We start from the raw sequence: 17,599 nt of genomic DNA on the forward strand, positions 1-17,599 counted from the left end.
TTAAAATTCCAGTGTTTATAGATAGAATAAAATAGGTCTATTTGTACGAAATTATGATTATTATTTTTTATTCGAGTGAAAAGTTGAATTAATTATAATTATTACCGATTACCGATTACCGATTACCGATTACCGATTACCGATTACCGATTACCGATTACCGATTACCGATTACTGATTATTTATTATCCATTATCCATGACGGATTATTTGGTATTCATTATTTATGGCTATTGATTGATAATTGTTTATTTCAGGCTGTTTATGGATAAGCGGTTATGGTTTTTTATATCTGCCGGCGTCGAGGCTCGAGCCAGCAGTGGTGAGTTATTCGCCAAATGAGAGAATAGTGGTTGATAACAGTTTGATTATTTGGGTTGTCGTGGGAATATTTGGCACAGCGTTTAAGATTAAACATTGAATGGAGCAATTATGGCTATCTGGGTGGATGCGGATGCGTGTCCGAAAGTGATTAAAGACATTCTGTACCGCGCGGCGGAGCGCGAGAAAATCGTTGTCACCTTGGTGGCTAATCAACGGTTGAATATTCCGGCCTCGGCGTATTTACGCACCTTGCAAGTGGCGGCGGGGTTTGATGTGGCCGATAATGAAATCGTCAGTCGAGCGGCTGCCGGCGATTTAGTGATTACTGCGGATATTCCGCTGGCGGCGGAAGTGATCGAGAAAGGGGCGATTGCGCTCAATCCTCGGGGGGAGCGTTATACTGAGGCGACAATCCGTGAACGGCTGAATATCCGTGATTTTATGGATACTATGCGCGCCAGTGGTGTGCACACTGGGGGGCCTGCGACCCTGAACCAGCGTGATCGCCAGCAGTTTGCTAATGAGTTGGATAAATGGTTGCTGCAACAGCGGTTATTGCGTCAGAAAGCGTCACGCGAATGATCGGGGTGGCAGGAATTGCAGCATGATGTTTGATGTTTGATGCAATACAATATAATGCAGAGCGATACGCTACCAAACAGCAGGATGGTGAGCGAAAGCTAAAGCGCGGGCGGCTAAACGGTTAAAGCCAGCGGTATAAGCCGCCAGCGGTAGCAGCTCGGCGATAAAACTGAATGACATAACGTTAAGTTATCTACGCTAATCTATAGGCCAAGTTATATCAGTCATATCAGTTATAAAAGCTTATCTACACGCTCTTCTACACGTTCTTCTATATGTTCTTCTATATAAGAAGCAGAAGCAGAAGCAGAAGCAGAAGAATAAGCTTAGTGGTAAACGAAACCACAAAAGTCAGGGAGAAGCTAATTCGTGGAGAATGTATGGGCTGGAGAATAAGCGCTAGCAAGCCAAGTTGTAGCATATAGGTTGTGGAGAATAAGCGTTCTAACGCTAAATTACAGACGCTGGGCGACATAAATACGCGCGATTTTAGCCCTGACGATTAACCGGCGGACGCCCTGAGCGCGGTGTTATTCGGCACTTGGGACCTCTACCTGTTTGATCAATTCTACTTTATCTCACTTTATCTGTCTAATTCTGTTTGTTTAATTAACTCGGTCTGTGTGATTAACCACGGCGCGGCTGCCCCGTGGTGAGATAGTCATTGCCGGTTATGGCTACCAGAACAAGGCATACAGTACGCACAGAATAATTAAGATAGCGTAAGAAATCAGATTAAACGCTTTGCTGGTTTTAAAGGTTTCGGCTTCAAGAATGATCGCGCCTTGGCAATCATCGCCCGGTTCCGAGGTTAAACTGATTAAGCCAATCACTACGCAGGTAAATATAAAGGTGTACATCATCTGGTCGAGGAACGGCATGTTTAATGGCATTAATTTTAAGAACAGTGCAAATGGCAGGGACAATAACACCCCAATAATCGCACCTTTGGCATTGGTTTTTTTCCAGAACAAGCCCAGCAAGAAGACGGCTAAAATTCCCGGGCTGACTAAGCCGGTATATTCTTGAATATATTGGAATGCTTGACCAATGTTGCCTAATAATGGCGCAATAAAGCAGGCAATGATTAATGCCACGACCGCACTGATGCGTCCCACATTGACTAAACGGTGGTCGCTGGATGCCGGCGCGATGTAAACTTTATAGATATCCATGGTAAAGATAGTGGCGACCGAGTTAAGCATTGAGGCTAACGAAGATACAATCGCGGCGGCTAACGCGGCAAATACAATCCCTTTGGCGCCCACCGGTAAGAACTGGGTTAACCATGGGTAGGCTTTATCGGCTTGGGCTAAGGTCGGCATGTGTTCGCCGGCAATCTCGCCTAATCCGGCCATTAATTGTGGGTCGGAAGTGATCACATACGCCGCAATCCCCGGCACCACCACCAGCAGCGGTACAATTAATTTTAGGAATGCCGCAAAGACTAAGCCTTTTTGCGCTTCATTAATTGATTTGGCGGCCAGCGCACGCTGAATAATGTACTGGTTGAAGCCCCAGTAATATAAGTTGGCGACCCATAATCCACCGATTAATACTGCAATCCCTGGTAGATTGGTGAACTGGGGATTGTCGCTGCTTAAGATCATTTCAAAATGATGAGGCGCGGCATCGACCATGCGGCCAAAGCCGATTAAAAATCCGCCATCCCCGCCGATATAGCTGACCGCTAAAACGGTGGTAAATAAGCCCCCGAGGATCAGGAAAAATACTTGGACAACATCGGTCCATGCCACGGCAGCGAGGCCGCCATACAGGGAATAGATAACCGCAAACGCCGCCAGTCCAATAATCGCGTACATCATCGGGATGCCGAGAATAGTTTCTAGGGCGAGGGCGCCTAAATACAGTACCGACGTTAAGTTAACAAAGATAAATAGGGCGAGCCAGAAGATAGCCAGAATGGTTTTTAAATGGCGGTTGAATCTTTTTTCAACGAATTCTGGAATGGTATAAATGCCTTGGTCGATAAATACCGGCATAAAATATTTGGCGACGATAATCAAGGTGATGGCGGCCATCCATTCATAGGAGGCAATCGCCAAGCCGATAGAAAATCCGGAGCCGGACATGCCGATAAATTGCTCGGCAGAAATATTCGCGGCAATTAATGATGAGCCGATCGCCCACCATGGCAAGGTTTTTCCCGCCAGGAAGTAATCTTTGGTGCCTTTTTTGACTCCTTTTTTATCAGTGAGCGCCGTAAAACCCCGTCCTTTTAGGTCGGGGATATAAGGCGTGCAGTTGACTTTATCTGTAAATAATGCCAGTGTTTTACACAATATACTGTGAGAATGTAAGAATGAAGCGCGCATATAAATATCGGTTTTACCCAACATCTGAACAGGCTGAGCTTTTAGCTCAGACGTTCGGCTGTGTGCGTTTCGTCTATAACTCAATCCTGCGCTGGCGTACTACGACCGTCAAGAAAAAATCAGCTATACGCAAGCCAGTTCAAAACTCACCGCAATGAAAGAAAATACTGATTTTTCATGGCTTAATGACGTTAGTTCGGTTCCATTGCAACAAGCTCTGCGTCACCAACAATCAGCTTTTGCTAACTTCTTTGCTGGTCGCACCAAATACCCAACCTTCAAAAGTAAGCACCATAGGCAATCAGCGACCTTCATGAGTACGGCTTTCAAGTACCGCGACAGTAAGCTATACATGGCTAAAAGCAAAGAGCCGTTAGATATTCGTTGGAGTCGTGAATTGCCCTCCACGCCGTCAAGTATCACTATTTCCAAAGACTCGGCAGGGAGATACTTTGCATCGTGCCTTTGCGAGTTTGAACCTAAATCACTGCCTATTTCAGCAAAAACAGTTGGCATAGATGTAGGTTTAAAAGATTTGTTTGTCACTGACACTGGATTTAAAACAGGCAATCCCCGCCACACTGCAAAATATGCAAAACGTTTAGCCTTGCTACAGCGGCGATTGAGCAAAAAGAAAAAAGGCTCAAGTAATCGCGCTAAAGCAAAACTAAAAGTTGCAAAACTCCACGCAAAAATAGCCGATTGCCGCATGGATAACTTGCACAAGTTATCCCGTAGACTGATTAACGAAAACCAAGTTGTCTGCGTTGAATCTCTGAAAGTGAAAAATATGATCCGCAACCCTAAATTATCTAAAGCGATAGCAGACGCTAGTTGGAGTGAATTTGTGCGCCAACTTGAATATAAGGCTGAATGGTCTGGACGTTCCTTAGTTGCTATAGAGCAGTTCTTCCCATCTTCAAAGCGTTGCCATTGTTGCGGTTATACACTGTCTAAACTGGCGTTAAATACACGGTCTTGGGTATGCCCTGAGTGCAATACTGAGCATGACCGTGATATTAACGCTGCAAAAAACATCAAAGCCGCTGGTCTAGCGGTGTTAGCCCTTGGAGAGTTTGTAAATCCTAAATTGCATCACGCGGCCTAGGTTAGACTCTGTGAATTGGGAATCCCCTTCCTTTAGGGAGGGGAGCAGTCAACGCGGGAGACCCATAACCCGACACTAATGATAATGGCCACATATACGATGAAGATCGCATAATCTAATACGCTCAGCCCAATACCTTCAGTTTGCATTGCTACATACCTTTATGAATTGATAAACGGCGCCAGTGTAAACGTTTCCACTACCGAGGTGTGTATTATTTGTCACATTTTTAACTACGTTGACTAAATCTTTGTTAAAAGGAGGGATTGATCACAATTCGAGTCAGATTGAATCATTCAATGGGGGAGTCATTTATCGGCTGATTCGGTGGCTGAGGGGGGGATATTCGCTAGCGTCACCGTGTTATTATCGTGCTTTCATGCGGTTGCCATATTATTGCCATATTATTGCCATATTGCCGCCATAGTGTCGCCGTCGCCATATTGCCGCTTGGCATCAGTGGGGGAATGATCGGCTGGTGCACAACGGGCATAATATTCATTTCTCATTTCTCATTTCTCATTTCTCATTTCTCATTTCTCATTGAATCATTGAAAAAAGGGCCATTAGTCTCTATTATAATCGGTTCTAAAAAGGGCGCTTAATCAGAGGTGAAAAACCTAGGATTAAGATTTCCGAGATTTTACCATCCACCACTTTTGAATCGCAGCACTGATATCCATCATTGAGGTTGATTTAGAATAAAATAATAATGGATAATCAATAACATGCTAAATAATTATGTTTTACGTAGTGTTCGTTACATGCTGGATTTGAGCGATGCGAAGATGGTTCAGATTGTTAAACTGGCTGATTTAGACGTCACACAAGCCGAGATGGTCAGCTGGCTGAAGAAAGATAATGAAGAAGGTTACGCCCCGTGCGACGATAAAGTGATGGAGCATTTTTTAAATGGTCTGATCTTCTTCCGTCGCGGCAGAGATGAAAATCATCCGCTGCCTGAGCTAGAAACTCGCATGACTAACAATATTATCTTGAAAAAACTGCGAGTGGCTTTTGAACTGAAAGACACGGATATGCTTGAAATCTATGAAAAAGTTGATTTTCGCGTTTCCAAACCTGAGCTGAGCGCGGTGTTCCGTAAGCCGGGTCATAAAAATTACCGCGATTGTGGCGATCAATTATTACGCTACTTCCTGAAAGGTTTGACGGTGGTTATTCGTGGCGTTTCGCCTGATGACAAGAAAAAAAGTAAATAATATTAGCGTATCACAACAGCAGCGCGCCAAAAGTCGCGAGTTCTAAGCGGCACAAAATGAGCAGCACAAAATGAGCCGCATAGCATGAGCCACCGCTAAAAATTAGCCGCCCAAAATAAGCGTCTAAGAATAGATTAATACGCTAATGTGTTAATCCAGAACGACTAAAAAAAGCCATCATTCATGGCTGTTAGCCCGGTAATTTACGCCCGGCGAAACAGTGCAGGAAGATGGCTTTTTTGTTGGCTTAGCCTATACGTCGCGAAATGAACCCGGCTAGCGCGCTGATAGCTAAGCCGGTAATAGATTAACTGATTGATAGGTTAAGTGGCTGATAGCGTAGCGGTTAATAGGTTAAAGCCTATACGTCGTGAAATGAAACCGGCTAAAGCGCTGATAGCTAAGCCGGTAATAGCTCAACTGATTGATAGGCTAAGCCAGTAATAGATTAATTGATTGATAGGCTAAGTGGCTGATAGCTTAGCGGTCAATAGTCTAAACTATTAATCGCTTAACGCGGCGATAACGCCGCCATTAACGGCGGCGGTTGAGCAGCATTAATCCCAAGAAGTAACCGCCCCCCAGTATCGCCACCAGTGTTCCTGCCGCAATTTGACGCGGAAAAATCAGCGTTTGTCCGAGCCAATCTGCCCACACCATTAAACAGGCTCCGATTAGGCTGCCGATAATCAACTGGGCTTTAACCTGTTGTGCGCCCAGCAATACCGCCATGTGCGGTGCCACTAGGCCGATAAAGGCTAATGGGCCGACCGTTGAGGTGACTAACGCACAGAGTAATGCGACTAAAATCAGCAGGATCATACTGGCGCGTTCGGTGGCTAATCCGCGCGCTTGGGCAAAACTGCGACCGATAGATATTAATGTTAACCCGCGTGCCAGCAGCAAAACCACACCGGCGATAAGCCCAATCGCCAGGCTAAACAGCAGGGCATGCTGCTCGCTGACGCGATAAGTTGAGCCGGAAAGCCACAATAAAATTTTGTAGCTGCTAAGGGTGCCTTTGGCTAAAAAGAACTGTACAAAGGCTTCTAGACTGGCGGTCAGTGAGATACCGATTAAAATCAGGCTGGCAGGGGCAAATTTTTGGCGTTTGCCTAAGGCCAGCAAGAGCATCAGCACCATGCCGCTGCCCAGCAGGGCTATTCCCCATTGTGAGGTTTGGATCGTGCTGCCGACCAGCAGGCTGAAAAACACCAAGGCAAAGGTGGCGCCGGAAGATACGCCAAGAATATCTGGGCTGGCGAGGGGGTTATAAATCATTCGTTGTAAAATAGTGCCGGCTAGCGCTAAGGCGATACCGGAAAATATCGCGGCTAATAAGCGTGGCCAGCGTAATGACCATTGATAAGGTAATGGCCATTGCCAGCTTCCTTCCCAGAGCCAAGCGCTATCGGACTGATTTAATTGCATAAAGATGCTAACAGCTAAGCCAGCGATCAATACTAAGATGATTAAACTCAGGGTATAAACCGATAATTTTGGGGTCAGTGGCGTCAGCGAAACGCTCAGCTGATCTTGCGCTTGTGTTTTTTTGCGGCTAAACCAAATCAGTGCCGGTGCGCCGATAGCGGCGGCAGTTACTCCACTGGGGATCACGGTGTTAAGCCATACGCTGAGTAGCATCGATAGGCTGTCGGTGAGCAGTAATAGCGCTGAACCGAGCAAAAAACTGGCGAACAGTTCGTTGCGTGCGGTGCGGATACCGAAGGCGCGCACCATATTAGGTGCCAGTAAGCCGATAAAGCTGATCATGCCCACCGCGGTTATCGAAATGGAGACTAACCAGGTGGCGAGAATAATAAACAGTGAAAAAATCGGCAATACAGCCAAGCCACGGGCTTCTGCGCCTTGATGGCCTAATCTCAGCAGGGTGAGAATGCGAGGCGCAAAGAAAAAAATCGCCAGTACCGGAACCGCGCGCGGTAATAGCCATAAAACGGTGTCCCAGCCGTCTTGGGCGAGATCTCCGGCGCCCCACATAAAGATATTTTGGGCAAATTGTGAATTCAGCGTAATTAAGGCGGTCGCGATGGCGCCGAATAAAATGTTCACCACCATGCCAGAAACAATCAATGGCAGCCCAGTCATATTGCGTAGGCCGGCAATCATCACCACCAAACTAAAGGCAAATAATGCCCCCACCATGGCCGCCATCGCGCTGTAATCGGCTACCCAGTCAGTAAACCAGATATTGATCACCACGAGGGCTAACCAAGCGCCGGACGAGGTACCCAATGTGAGCGGTGAAGTTAAATTGTTTTGGGTCAGTTGCTGCATCAAGCTGCCGGTGACCCCCAATAAACCACCGATTAATAATGTGATAGCCAGTCGTGGTAACTGCGCCTGTTGCCAATATACGCTGGCAAAGCTGCCTTGAGCGGGATCTGCCGATGCTTGAGCGCCACCAAATTGCAGCCATAATTGTTGCCATACCGGCAGGGGGGATTCAATGTTTAAGCTCAATAGACTGAGTAAAACGATGGCGCCCAGACTGCCATAAGTGAGACCAAAAACACGGCCAATAGGAGATTGTTTTTTCATGGTTAATTATTCTGAGTCGATGCGGGGGCAACCGCCAGCAAGCTCTGAGTGATTGCTTCTGCCATCCGTTGTAATGAGGTTATGCCGCCATAATTCCATACCGGCGGCACCGAATGCATGCGGCCTTGGCGGACAAAAGGCATGGCTTGCCATAAAACGGAGTGCTGTAATTTGGCTTCATCGGGAAACGGCAAAATATATAACACATAGCCGTCGGTAATATTCTGTAATTGATTCATTCGTCGCTGCTCGGTTCCCCAAGGCTGGGGTGGCAAGGGGATAGCGGTAGTTAATCCTAAGCGGTCGAGAACATATTGAGTCGTGGAGTTTTGGTTATATAAAAACACCGTGGAGAGGTTCGAAAAACGCATGACTGCCACCTCGGGCATCACGGGAAAGGCGTGTTGCAGTTGGGCGTTGAGCTGCGCAAAATGCTGGTTTAACTCGGTGATTTTTTGTTCCGCTAGCGCGGATTTGCCAAATCGTTGGGCGAGCGTCTGGAAATGGGCAATAGCCACCGGACCGGCATCATCTTGTTGGGCAAAATTAGGCAGATAAAGCACCGGAGCAATCCGCTCAAGTATCGGCAGCAGATCCTGCTGTGAAGCTGAGGCGAGAATAATATCGGGCTTTAAGGCGGCAATTTTTTCCAGATTCGGCTCTGCTCGGGTACCGACCTCTTGGATCACCTCAGGGGCTGCGGGCTGTACCACCCACTGATTATAGCTGGCAATCTCGGTTGCCCCGACGGGAATAATGTCTAAGGTCAGGAGTTGTTCCAGCAGATCCCAATCTAATACCACGACTCGCTGAGGAAGGGGCTGATCGGCCGTCGTCTTAGAGGCTGTACTCGAGGATGCCAAGACGCGGGAGGAGGGTTGCTGGGCAGCGAACGCGGCGCTCAGAGTAAGCAAACATCCTAGCCATAAGGTCAAAATAGGAGGAATTATGCGCATACGATGGCCACCTTACGACCTTGTGTTTCGGCACTCAGGGCGTGGTCTGGATGATCAATCAGCTTAATCGGGGTGTCGTATAACGCGGATAAGCGCGGTTCATCATTTAACAGTTGCGCCGAGCCGGCAAAATCAACGCGACCTTTTTTTAACGCCACAATATGGGTGGCAAAGCGCAGGGCTAAGTTAAGATCATGCAAAATAACGATAATCCCTACGCCTTGGGTGCGTTGTAATTCGCTTAATAGCTGCATTAATTGGTATTGATGCTGGATATCTAAGGCGGAGGTCGGTTCGTCGAGGATCAGGATCGGCGATTGCTGGGCTAATAACATGGCCACCCATGCGCGTTGGCGTTCACCGCCGGATAAATGATCCGCTAATACCGAGGCAAACGCGCTGACGCCAGCGTGTTCCATGGCTTGGTCAACAATCTGATCGTCCGCTTTACGCCAGCGCCCCAGTGCACCGCGCCATGGAAAACGAGCCAGTTTAACCAGTTCTCTGACGGTAAGCCCTGCCGAGGCGGGTAATTTTTGCGGCAGAAATGCTATCTGCTTAGCCAGATCGCGCGGTTTATAGCCTGAAATATCATGGCCATTTAAACAAATGCTGCCGGTATCGGGGGTCATCTGTCCGGCTAATAAGCTAACCAGGGTTGATTTTCCTGAGCCATTATGGCCGAGGATCACCGTCAGTTCTGAATCGGGGATACTCAACTGATCAATGGCTAAAATGGTGCGTTCGCTGCGTATAATCTGTAGATCAGAAAGTTCAAACATAGTGACTCATAGCGATATATAGTGATTTATAGTGACTGCTAGTAACTTGTAGCGACTGATTGTCACTGTTCCGGGCAACAGCGCTCGGTTGATGTTATTCCATTCATTAACCCGGTTAGTTTTTCACCGGGTTAATTTTAAAGGCATAATTTTATGGCTAGGCGACAAGCTAAGCCCAAAGCCACGAGCGACCCCACCGATTACCAACGGTATTTGGCGTTCAATAATACGGAGCGCGATTGACCAAAATAGCAATAGTAATCGCAAGCAGAGACATAGTCTTTGTCCAGAATATTATTGATATTTAATTGCATTTGCCAGTGTTTATTCAGCTCATAGGTGGCGGCCATATCCCACAAGGTGGCACTAGGAACGGTCAGATTGCTGCTAGCCGGATTATCTTTGGAGGCGCCTAAATAGCGCACGCCAGTCCCCAAGGTTAAGCTTTGTTGTTCGGTCAGCGGTAACTTATAACTGGCCCAAACTGAGGCCATGTTTTTAGGAATTAACGCCGCCTGTTTATGGCCTTTTCCGCCACTATTATCGGTACGGGCATCGGTATAGGTATAATTAGCTTTAAGATTTAGCTGTTCAGTCAGTTGTACGGCACTTTCAATTTCAATCCCTGAGGAAGTAACTTCGCCTGTTTGGGTGGCGATTGAGGTTTTCGGATTCGTGACTAAGGCATTCTTTTGGGTAATATCAAACCAGGCAATATTGAAATAACCGTCGATAAAGTGAGGGGTGTATTTTACGCCGAGTTCAATTTGATCGCCTTTCAGCGGCTTATAAATTTGCTGCGTCGCCGGATCAATGGTGCTCATCACTTCGAAAGATTGGGAATAATTGGCGTAAGGCGAGAGCCCGTTATCGGCCAAATACATTACTCCACTATTTAGGCTCACTTCGCCGTCGTTGCGTGAACGATTATTATTTAGCTGGTGGGTTTTATTTTCGGTTTTAACCCAATCATAGCGTAAACCGGCAACGCCAACCCATTGGCTATCAAATTTTAATTGATACTGGGAGTAGAGGCTAGCTTGCGTTTTATCAATGGTACGATTGATATTTTTGGCCGGATCTAATGGGGTGTATTGGCCATAAATAGGGTGCCATGGATTAATCGGAGCAAAGCTGTAGCTATCTTGTTCATCGCCTTTGGTACGGTGGTATTGCAGCTCGACTCCGGCCAATAAGGTATGCTCTAGTCGTTCAGTATCCCATTCACCGACCAGATTATTATCCAAAGAAACACTTTGGTTATTACCCTCGCGGAATACGACCCCTCGATTAAGCTCGGTGGCGGTGATGTCGGCGTTAGGGAAGGCGTAAACACTGCGCAGTGTGAGGTCGTTGTAGCCATAATTTAACCGTTGTGCATAGCGCCACTCGGAATTAAGTTCATGTTCCAGCAAGTACCCTACAGACAGCTGGGTACGTCGATATTTATCGTAGCTGGGCTCCCCCAAGTTCGTGGACGGTTTTATTTTACCCAATGGCGAGTTAATTAGAGTGCCTGCCGCCGGGAAAAACGGATTGGTCGGCGTGCCATTGTCATGCAGATAACTGGCCATCAAGGTCAAATTAGTGGCTTCTGACAGTGGAATTTGTACGCTTGGGGCTAAATATACCCGTTTATTGTCGGTACCGGACAACTCGCCATCGGCTTCCTTGACGACGCCGACTAAACGGTAGCGGATTGGATCGCTACTGTCGGTCTGATCGGCGAAATCAAAACCGAGGGCACGTTGGTTATTATTACCAAATTCAACAAAGACTTCATTTTGTGGGGTGAGACGTGGTTTTTTTTGTACTACATTGACCGCACCGCCGGGAGCGGATTCGCCAAATAAAATCGCCGAAGCGCCTTTTACCACTTCGATGCTTTCGAAGCCGTAAGGTTCTAATAACCAAGTGTAATATCCGTCCCGGAATAATCGGCTGTTATCTAAATAGGTGGCCGCGTCAAAACCGCGCACTTTAAACCAGTCGGTATCATTATCCGCCCCGTAAGGTTGCGAGACGACACCTGAGGTATAACGTAGCGCTTCATCTAATTTTTGCGGGGCATGGGTCTCTAATTGTTGCTGCGAAATCACTGAGACCGACCGAGGCGTTTCCTGCAGATCTGTATTGACCTTAAGCGCTTGGGCGCTGACAACAATCGCTTCAGGATCTTTGTCTGACGGACTGGATTCGGCCAAGACGACAGGCGAGAATAAACCGAGATATACCGCTGAATTTAAACATAAAAGTTTGCGCAAGGTGAAATGTGTGATCTTTTCCACTGAAAATTCCATCAATCTAAATGATAACTGTAATTACTATTATTACCAATTGTAATTTTTGATGAAATAAAAATTATCGTTATTCAGCATTAATTCGCTTAACACCAGCCAGTTATAAAATTCTGTTGATAATAAAAATTAAAATTTATTGTTATTTTAAAACAGCTTAGATTTGATAATTAATTGGATTTGACTTAAATCGCGAGGTGAATTAAGCACAGAATAATTTGTTAGCAATTGTTTCAGTGCAAATAAACTTCGCTATTGGGGAGGATTACCGAGTTTTATTTCGCCGAAGCCAGAGCTCTCCTTGGCGCGAACGGGAATGCCAAGGAGAGCTTAAGGGAAGCGAACCCACCGCCAACAACCAAGTAAGGCGCGCCAAGACTAACGATTAATCATACAGGCGATATTTTTGGCGTATTTTAAGATAGTTATCGATACCTGGCTGCCAGCTGTTTTCAATTAACTCAATGGTTTGTTGCTCTGATAATCCGCGTTGTGTGGCGGTTTCCAGTAACGGAATTAATTGGTCATTACCAAGCACTTTGGCCAGCCAAGAGGGGCGGATCACAAAACAGTTATTTTGATAGTCCAAATAATTAGCTTCATTAGATTTATCAATCACTAACGGATAGCCAAGGCGGTGAAATTTAAACCACCAATTGACAAAATAGCCAATAGTTGGCGCTAAGTTTTGCTTCGATTGCGCGGTTATTCTTTCACCGTAAACCCTATTTCCCGCTTGTGGCCAGCCATAATTAGCTTGATTTGGCTCTACGGTATAGCGGGTATTAGTAAAAAATTGTGGATCGGAAAAGGCCAATTGTTCAAAGGGATGGTCGGAGCCACGCCCCATATTTACGCTGGTGGCTTCAAATAATACTAATGATGGATAAAGTGCAATTGATAGATCGCTGCGTAAGTTCGGTGATGGTCTTTTGGGCAGTCGATAATGGCTATTGCGTGAATAATTAGCCATTTTAATCACTTGTAGATTGTGCGTTGGGAATTGGTATTCTGGCTTACCGAAAGCGGCCCAATGAGTATCTTGATAATGGGTTAACCAGCCTTCATTGACGATCATTAAGGCAAATTCGCCGGAGGTTAATCCGTGCACGAGGGGGATGGGGTGCATCCCAATGCCGGAAATAAACGCTTCTTCTAATACGGGCCCATAAACGTTATCGCCGAGGGGGTTGGGGCGGTCGAAGACCATCAATTGTTTATTATGCTGTTGTAGACTTTCTAGCAAATGATGCATTGATAGGGTGTAAGTGAACGATCTTACGCCGACATCTTGTAAATCATAAATAACGATATCAACATCTTGCAGTTGTTCTGCGCTGGGGTGAGCGCGTGAGCGTCCGTTTTCATCTCGTCCGTACAGTGAAATAATCGGTAATCCGCTTTGTGCATCCCGATGGTCGTTATCCCCAAAGCCGGCATCTTCATTGCCGCGAATACCATGTTCAACCGAGAACAGTTGGGTAATTTTGAATTGGTATTTATCTTGCAGCGCTAATAGTTTATCCAGTGTGTGCGTTCCGTCGCTGGCGACCGAACTTTGATTCACCATTAATGCCACTTTTTTGTTTTTTAGTAATGGTCCATAAATAGCGTCTCGATCGACGCCTAATTGTAACTGTTCTGCCGGCAATGGGGCGGCCAGAGTGGTTGGGCTTAAACCGAGTAAAGTTAAAAATACCATGATGATCTTTGTCATGTCATGCTCTCTTTGTTTAGGGTAGGCGTCATGATTGTCACGCCTATCGAATATTCTGCGAGAATTCAGTTAAATGGCTGCAATAATATCGGCTGGATTATTATCAATCCACCTAAGCCAAGCTAAGCAGATAAGCCAAGCCGGGTAAGCCAAGCCAGTTTAAATCCGCCAGATTAAAAGGTGTGGCGTAATTCCAGTGCCCAAAACCAGAAATTATTCTTTTCTTGGCTCCCTTGGGTCCAAGTGACTTCCGGACGGTAGTAAACATCCCAGAAAACCGAGGTATTTTGACTGATAGGATACAGTAATTGGAGTCCATAACGACTGCGGTCTTTTTGTTTATATAAAGCTTGGTGATTGTCAGAATCGCGAAAACTTTGTTGGCCTTTGGTCAGCGCATAGCGGGTATATGGCATCACGGTTAATCCATTATCAAAGCGATAGCGATAAAGTGCCCATAAGAAATGCTCTTTATTATGCAGCGTATTAACCAGATTTTCGTCAATATACAAATAATTTACCCACAGGGAACTTTTACTATTAAAGGTATAGGTGGCGCCAATAAAATGTTCGTTAATCGAACTCCAATCGCGTTTATATACCCCATATTCCCCTTTAGCTCGGGCATAATCTAATTTGCGATCAATAAAGCGGAACGATAAGCTGGCATTTAAATTAATATTATCTGAGTATTTATAATTAAATTGAGGTCGTATCCATATTTCATGTCGTTCTTCCCCTTTTCTAATATCGCCTTTATAGGCGGGATCAGAGAGCGCCGGGTTATTAATCGACGGATAATGCCAATTATCATTACGGTAACCTAAACGGAGTTTAAAATTCCCCGGTTGGTTATGGTAGTTAAATGGAAAGGTGCGGGTCGCGCCTAATTGCCAGCGGGTTCGGTTATATTCAGAATTGTTATCTAAATAAGTTTTTAGAATTTGAACATCATACATCCATAGTGATTCATCTTGATAAATAAATGCACCAATATAGGGGGAGGTCGCCATGCTGCCTTTTAGAAATGTCCAGTTATCATCACTGTCAATTTCTTGCTCTGTGCCTACATACGCTTCTACATGCCATTTTTTCTCCTTAGGCATGGCTTCTAATTGGGCTTTCTTTTGTTCAAGTTGTTGGATTTTTTGATTGAGTCGATTAATTTCTTGTTGGTAATCGGTACTAAATTCATCCTCTAATTCTTCTGCACTCGCTGAACTTAGGCAACTCAAAGACAACGCAACTATCCCTGCCAATAAATAATGTTTATTTCGCATCATAGATACTCGGTGAGTTTATTAACTGCCGTTTTAATAACGGCAGTTAATAAATAGAGTTAAAAGTAGACGTTAAAATAAAATTTAATAAATAAAGTTAAAATTAAACGCTAATAAATAGAATTAATTATTTGCATTAATAATTAGTACTTAATAACTGGTATTTAATACTTAATAAGACAGTCCATGACCAAACGGATAGAGTATTTGTTGATTATCTGGCGTTTTTATATCGACAGGTAATTTCCCGCGTGGGGAATTAATCACTCCAGAGACAGGCGTAGAAAATAAGCTGTTTAATCCTCGGTTAATATTCGTTTCTAGACTGTTTCTGACATTATTCGTGACATCAAAACCGGTAATACCATAAATCGCAATATTGGCTTTCACATTTTTTAAGTACGCAATATCGTAAGGATTTCGGCTCGAAATAACCACCAACGGGATGGCTTTCTGATTAGCGACATCAATGATTTTCTGGGCATTTTTAGGCTGTTCAGTCAGATTATAGGTCACTAGAATAATAAAATCTTGCCCTTCAATGGCCTGCTCTATTTGTGATCCAGTGAGGTCGTCATTCATCATTTTAACCACCTGATCGCGGCTATTAATTGTCACCTGATGATCGGCGGCGATGTTATTTAATTGCTGTTTAATCAGTTCATTTCTTGGTTGTTCGTCAGAAAAAATAACGAAGTTATTATTTTTAGCTAAGGTGTAGGGTAAAATGTGCTGATTTTCAATTAATGTTATCGCGTGATCGGAGACGGTGTTTTCCAGATCTTTATTTTCTTTAGAGGCCACAATATGGCTGGCAATTTGAACATCTTTAGCCTCAGCAGAAATTCGATAAGCTAATTTTTTTTGTACAATTCGTTCAGCAGATTGATTAATTCGCTGATTTAACTCCCTGTTATTGGCGGCTTGATGTTTTAAATAAGCATATAAATCATCTAATTTAGCCGTGCTTTGGGGATTGGATATTTCTAATGGCATTAAAATAATATCGTTTCCGGCTAATATCGCCTGTTCAATCGCCCAATGGCTGGAAAAGTTCTTACTAATCGCGCCCATATCCATAGCGTCAGTAATAATCAACCCATCATAGTGTAGTTCGTCACGCAGAATATCGGTTAAAATAGGTTTGGATAAGGTGGCGGGAACCCCTATTTCTTCACCGGTGAGTGAGGTGATTTTTTGCTGGTCTAAGGCGGGAACCACCACATGCGCCGTCATAATCGCATCGGTCGCCTTCATGGTATTTATAAACGGTTTTAATTCAATATTACGCCAAGTGGCTTGATCAATATTAATGGTCGGGAGCGCAAAATGAGTATCTGAAGAGACATTGCCATGACCGGGAAAATGTTTTACCGCGCTCATTACCTGATATTGGTGGATCCCCTGAATATAGCTATTGGCTAATTGCTGCACCAACTCTGGGCGATCTGAATAAGAACGCACGCCAATTACTGGATTATTTTGGTTATTATTTACATCAACCACCGGGCCAAAATTAAAGTTAAAGCCTAAGTTTGATAATTCTTTGCCGTGAATGCGACCGGTTAATTCAGCCAATTCCGTGGAGCGTGTCGCGCCCAGTGCCATATTCCCTGGCATTTCAGTACCTTCACGTAAACGGGTTACATAGCCGCCTTCTTGGTCGGTACTAATAAATAATGGCAAGTTGCTTCGAGCTTGTTGAAAGGCATTAATTAATTTCACGGTTTGCGGAGTATTAATTAAGTTTTCACGAAATAAAATCACCGAGCCTAAATGATATTGATGAATAATTGCCGCAATCTCAGGATTAAATTCAGTCAGAGGGGTTTTGTTTGGTTGGTCAGCCGCTTGCCAATAACGAAAATCCAGCATCAATATTTGACCTAATTTTTCTTCCAAAGTCATTTGTTCAACCAGTTGTTTTGCCGAACTTTCTGGTTGCTGCCAATAGTGGGCTAATTGTGCGTTAGAAATAATATCTGCGTGACTCAAGCCGCTAAAAATCATCAGAGCGCATAATGTTTTCTTCATGGGGTGATTTCCTTTGAACCAGTAAGGTTGCTGTGAGCACTTAATTTTCACAGGATAATAAGTAATAGCGCCTATTTTATATGTGATGAAAATCGCATTAAAGCGATTCTAATTAATCCTATAATAGGAATATTTAGCATAAATTTTTATGCCATTAAATAGATAAGCTAATGTTTAACCAAATAATATTTACAGGAATATTTAATTTGTATTAATGAATAATTAGAATAAATAATCTAAATAAATAGTGATAATAAATATTATTAGATCAGTTAAAACATTATCTAATAGTTATTATCAAGAATAGAGAATAGAGAATAATAATTAAACGTAACCCATAAATAGAGTGAAAAGCTTAATAGTCAATCAGCTTAAAATATTATTATCCGAATAACTTAATT

The 17,599-nt window shown here is 44.4% G+C and carries 10 protein-coding genes and 1 pseudogene; 3 read left to right on the forward strand and 8 right to left on the reverse strand.

All coding sequences use genetic code 11. The annotated features are described in order from the left end of the window. Nucleotides 1-432: 432 nt before the first annotated feature. Entirely contained in the window at nt 433-906 is a 474-nt protein-coding gene (locus M992_RS06415) for a YaiI/YqxD family protein (RefSeq protein WP_053907815.1), read from the forward strand. A gap of 677 nt (nt 907-1,583) precedes the next feature. Here M992_RS06415 and M992_RS06420 read toward each other — a convergent pair. Further along, a complete protein-coding gene (locus M992_RS06420) occupies nt 1,584-3,326 on the reverse strand; it encodes a sodium/sugar symporter (RefSeq protein ID WP_248842499.1) in 1,743 nt (580 codons plus the stop codon). Between M992_RS06420 and M992_RS06425 the strand changes: the two are divergent. After that, nucleotides 3,230-4,350 (forward strand): annotated as a pseudogene (locus M992_RS06425) (RNA-guided endonuclease InsQ/TnpB family protein). The gene M992_RS06420 and the pseudogene M992_RS06425 overlap by 97 nt on opposite strands. 728 nt (nt 4,351-5,078) lie before the next feature. Continuing rightward, complete coding sequence (locus M992_RS06430; RefSeq protein ID WP_047257196.1) at nt 5,079-5,570, forward strand: YehS family protein; 492 nt, start codon at nt 5,079-5,081, stop codon at nt 5,568-5,570. A gap of 534 nt (nt 5,571-6,104) precedes the next feature. On the opposite strand, the gene fhuB is transcribed toward M992_RS06430, so the two are convergent. The 7 genes from fhuB to M992_RS06465 form a co-directional block, all read right to left on the reverse strand. Further along, complete coding sequence (gene fhuB, locus M992_RS06435; RefSeq protein ID WP_053907816.1) at nt 6,105-8,132, reverse strand: Fe(3+)-hydroxamate ABC transporter permease FhuB; 2,028 nt, start codon at nt 8,130-8,132, stop codon at nt 6,105-6,107. 2 nt (nt 8,133-8,134) lie between these two features. Further along, complete coding sequence (locus M992_RS06440; RefSeq protein WP_053907817.1) at nt 8,135-9,088, reverse strand: iron-siderophore ABC transporter substrate-binding protein; 954 nt, start codon at nt 9,086-9,088, stop codon at nt 8,135-8,137. Continuing rightward, on the reverse strand, nt 9,079-9,870 hold the full coding sequence (locus M992_RS06445; RefSeq protein WP_053907818.1) for an ABC transporter ATP-binding protein: 792 nt from the start codon (nt 9,868-9,870) through the stop codon (nt 9,079-9,081). The genes M992_RS06440 and M992_RS06445 overlap by 10 nt, the downstream gene beginning before the upstream one ends. 200 nt (nt 9,871-10,070) lie before the next feature. Then, nucleotides 10,071-12,158 carry a TonB-dependent siderophore receptor gene (locus tag M992_RS06450; RefSeq protein ID WP_248842500.1) on the reverse strand — a complete coding sequence of 696 codons (2,088 nt, stop codon included), beginning with the start codon at nt 12,156-12,158 and terminating at the stop codon, nt 10,071-10,073. A 394-nt stretch (nt 12,159-12,552) separates the two neighbouring features. Beyond that, nucleotides 12,553-13,884, reverse strand: coding sequence for an exo-beta-N-acetylmuramidase NamZ family protein (locus M992_RS06455; RefSeq protein WP_082335398.1), 1,332 nt, complete (start codon nt 13,882-13,884; stop codon nt 12,553-12,555). Nucleotides 13,885-14,057: 173 nt separating this feature from the next. Further along, nucleotides 14,058-15,164 carry a hypothetical protein gene (locus tag M992_RS06460; protein WP_315970587.1) on the reverse strand — a complete coding sequence of 369 codons (1,107 nt, stop codon included), beginning with the start codon at nt 15,162-15,164 and terminating at the stop codon, nt 14,058-14,060. Between the two features lie 171 nt (nt 15,165-15,335). Next, nucleotides 15,336-17,198 carry a glycoside hydrolase family 3 protein gene (locus M992_RS06465; RefSeq protein ID WP_053907820.1) on the reverse strand — a complete coding sequence of 621 codons (1,863 nt, stop codon included), beginning with the start codon at nt 17,196-17,198 and terminating at the stop codon, nt 15,336-15,338. Between the last annotated feature and the right edge of the window lie 401 nt (nt 17,199-17,599).

Origin of the sequence: Moellerella wisconsensis ATCC 35017 (assembly GCF_001294465.1) — a bacterium.
In the GTDB taxonomy this organism is placed as follows: Bacteria; Pseudomonadota; Gammaproteobacteria; order Enterobacterales; family Enterobacteriaceae; genus Moellerella; species Moellerella wisconsensis.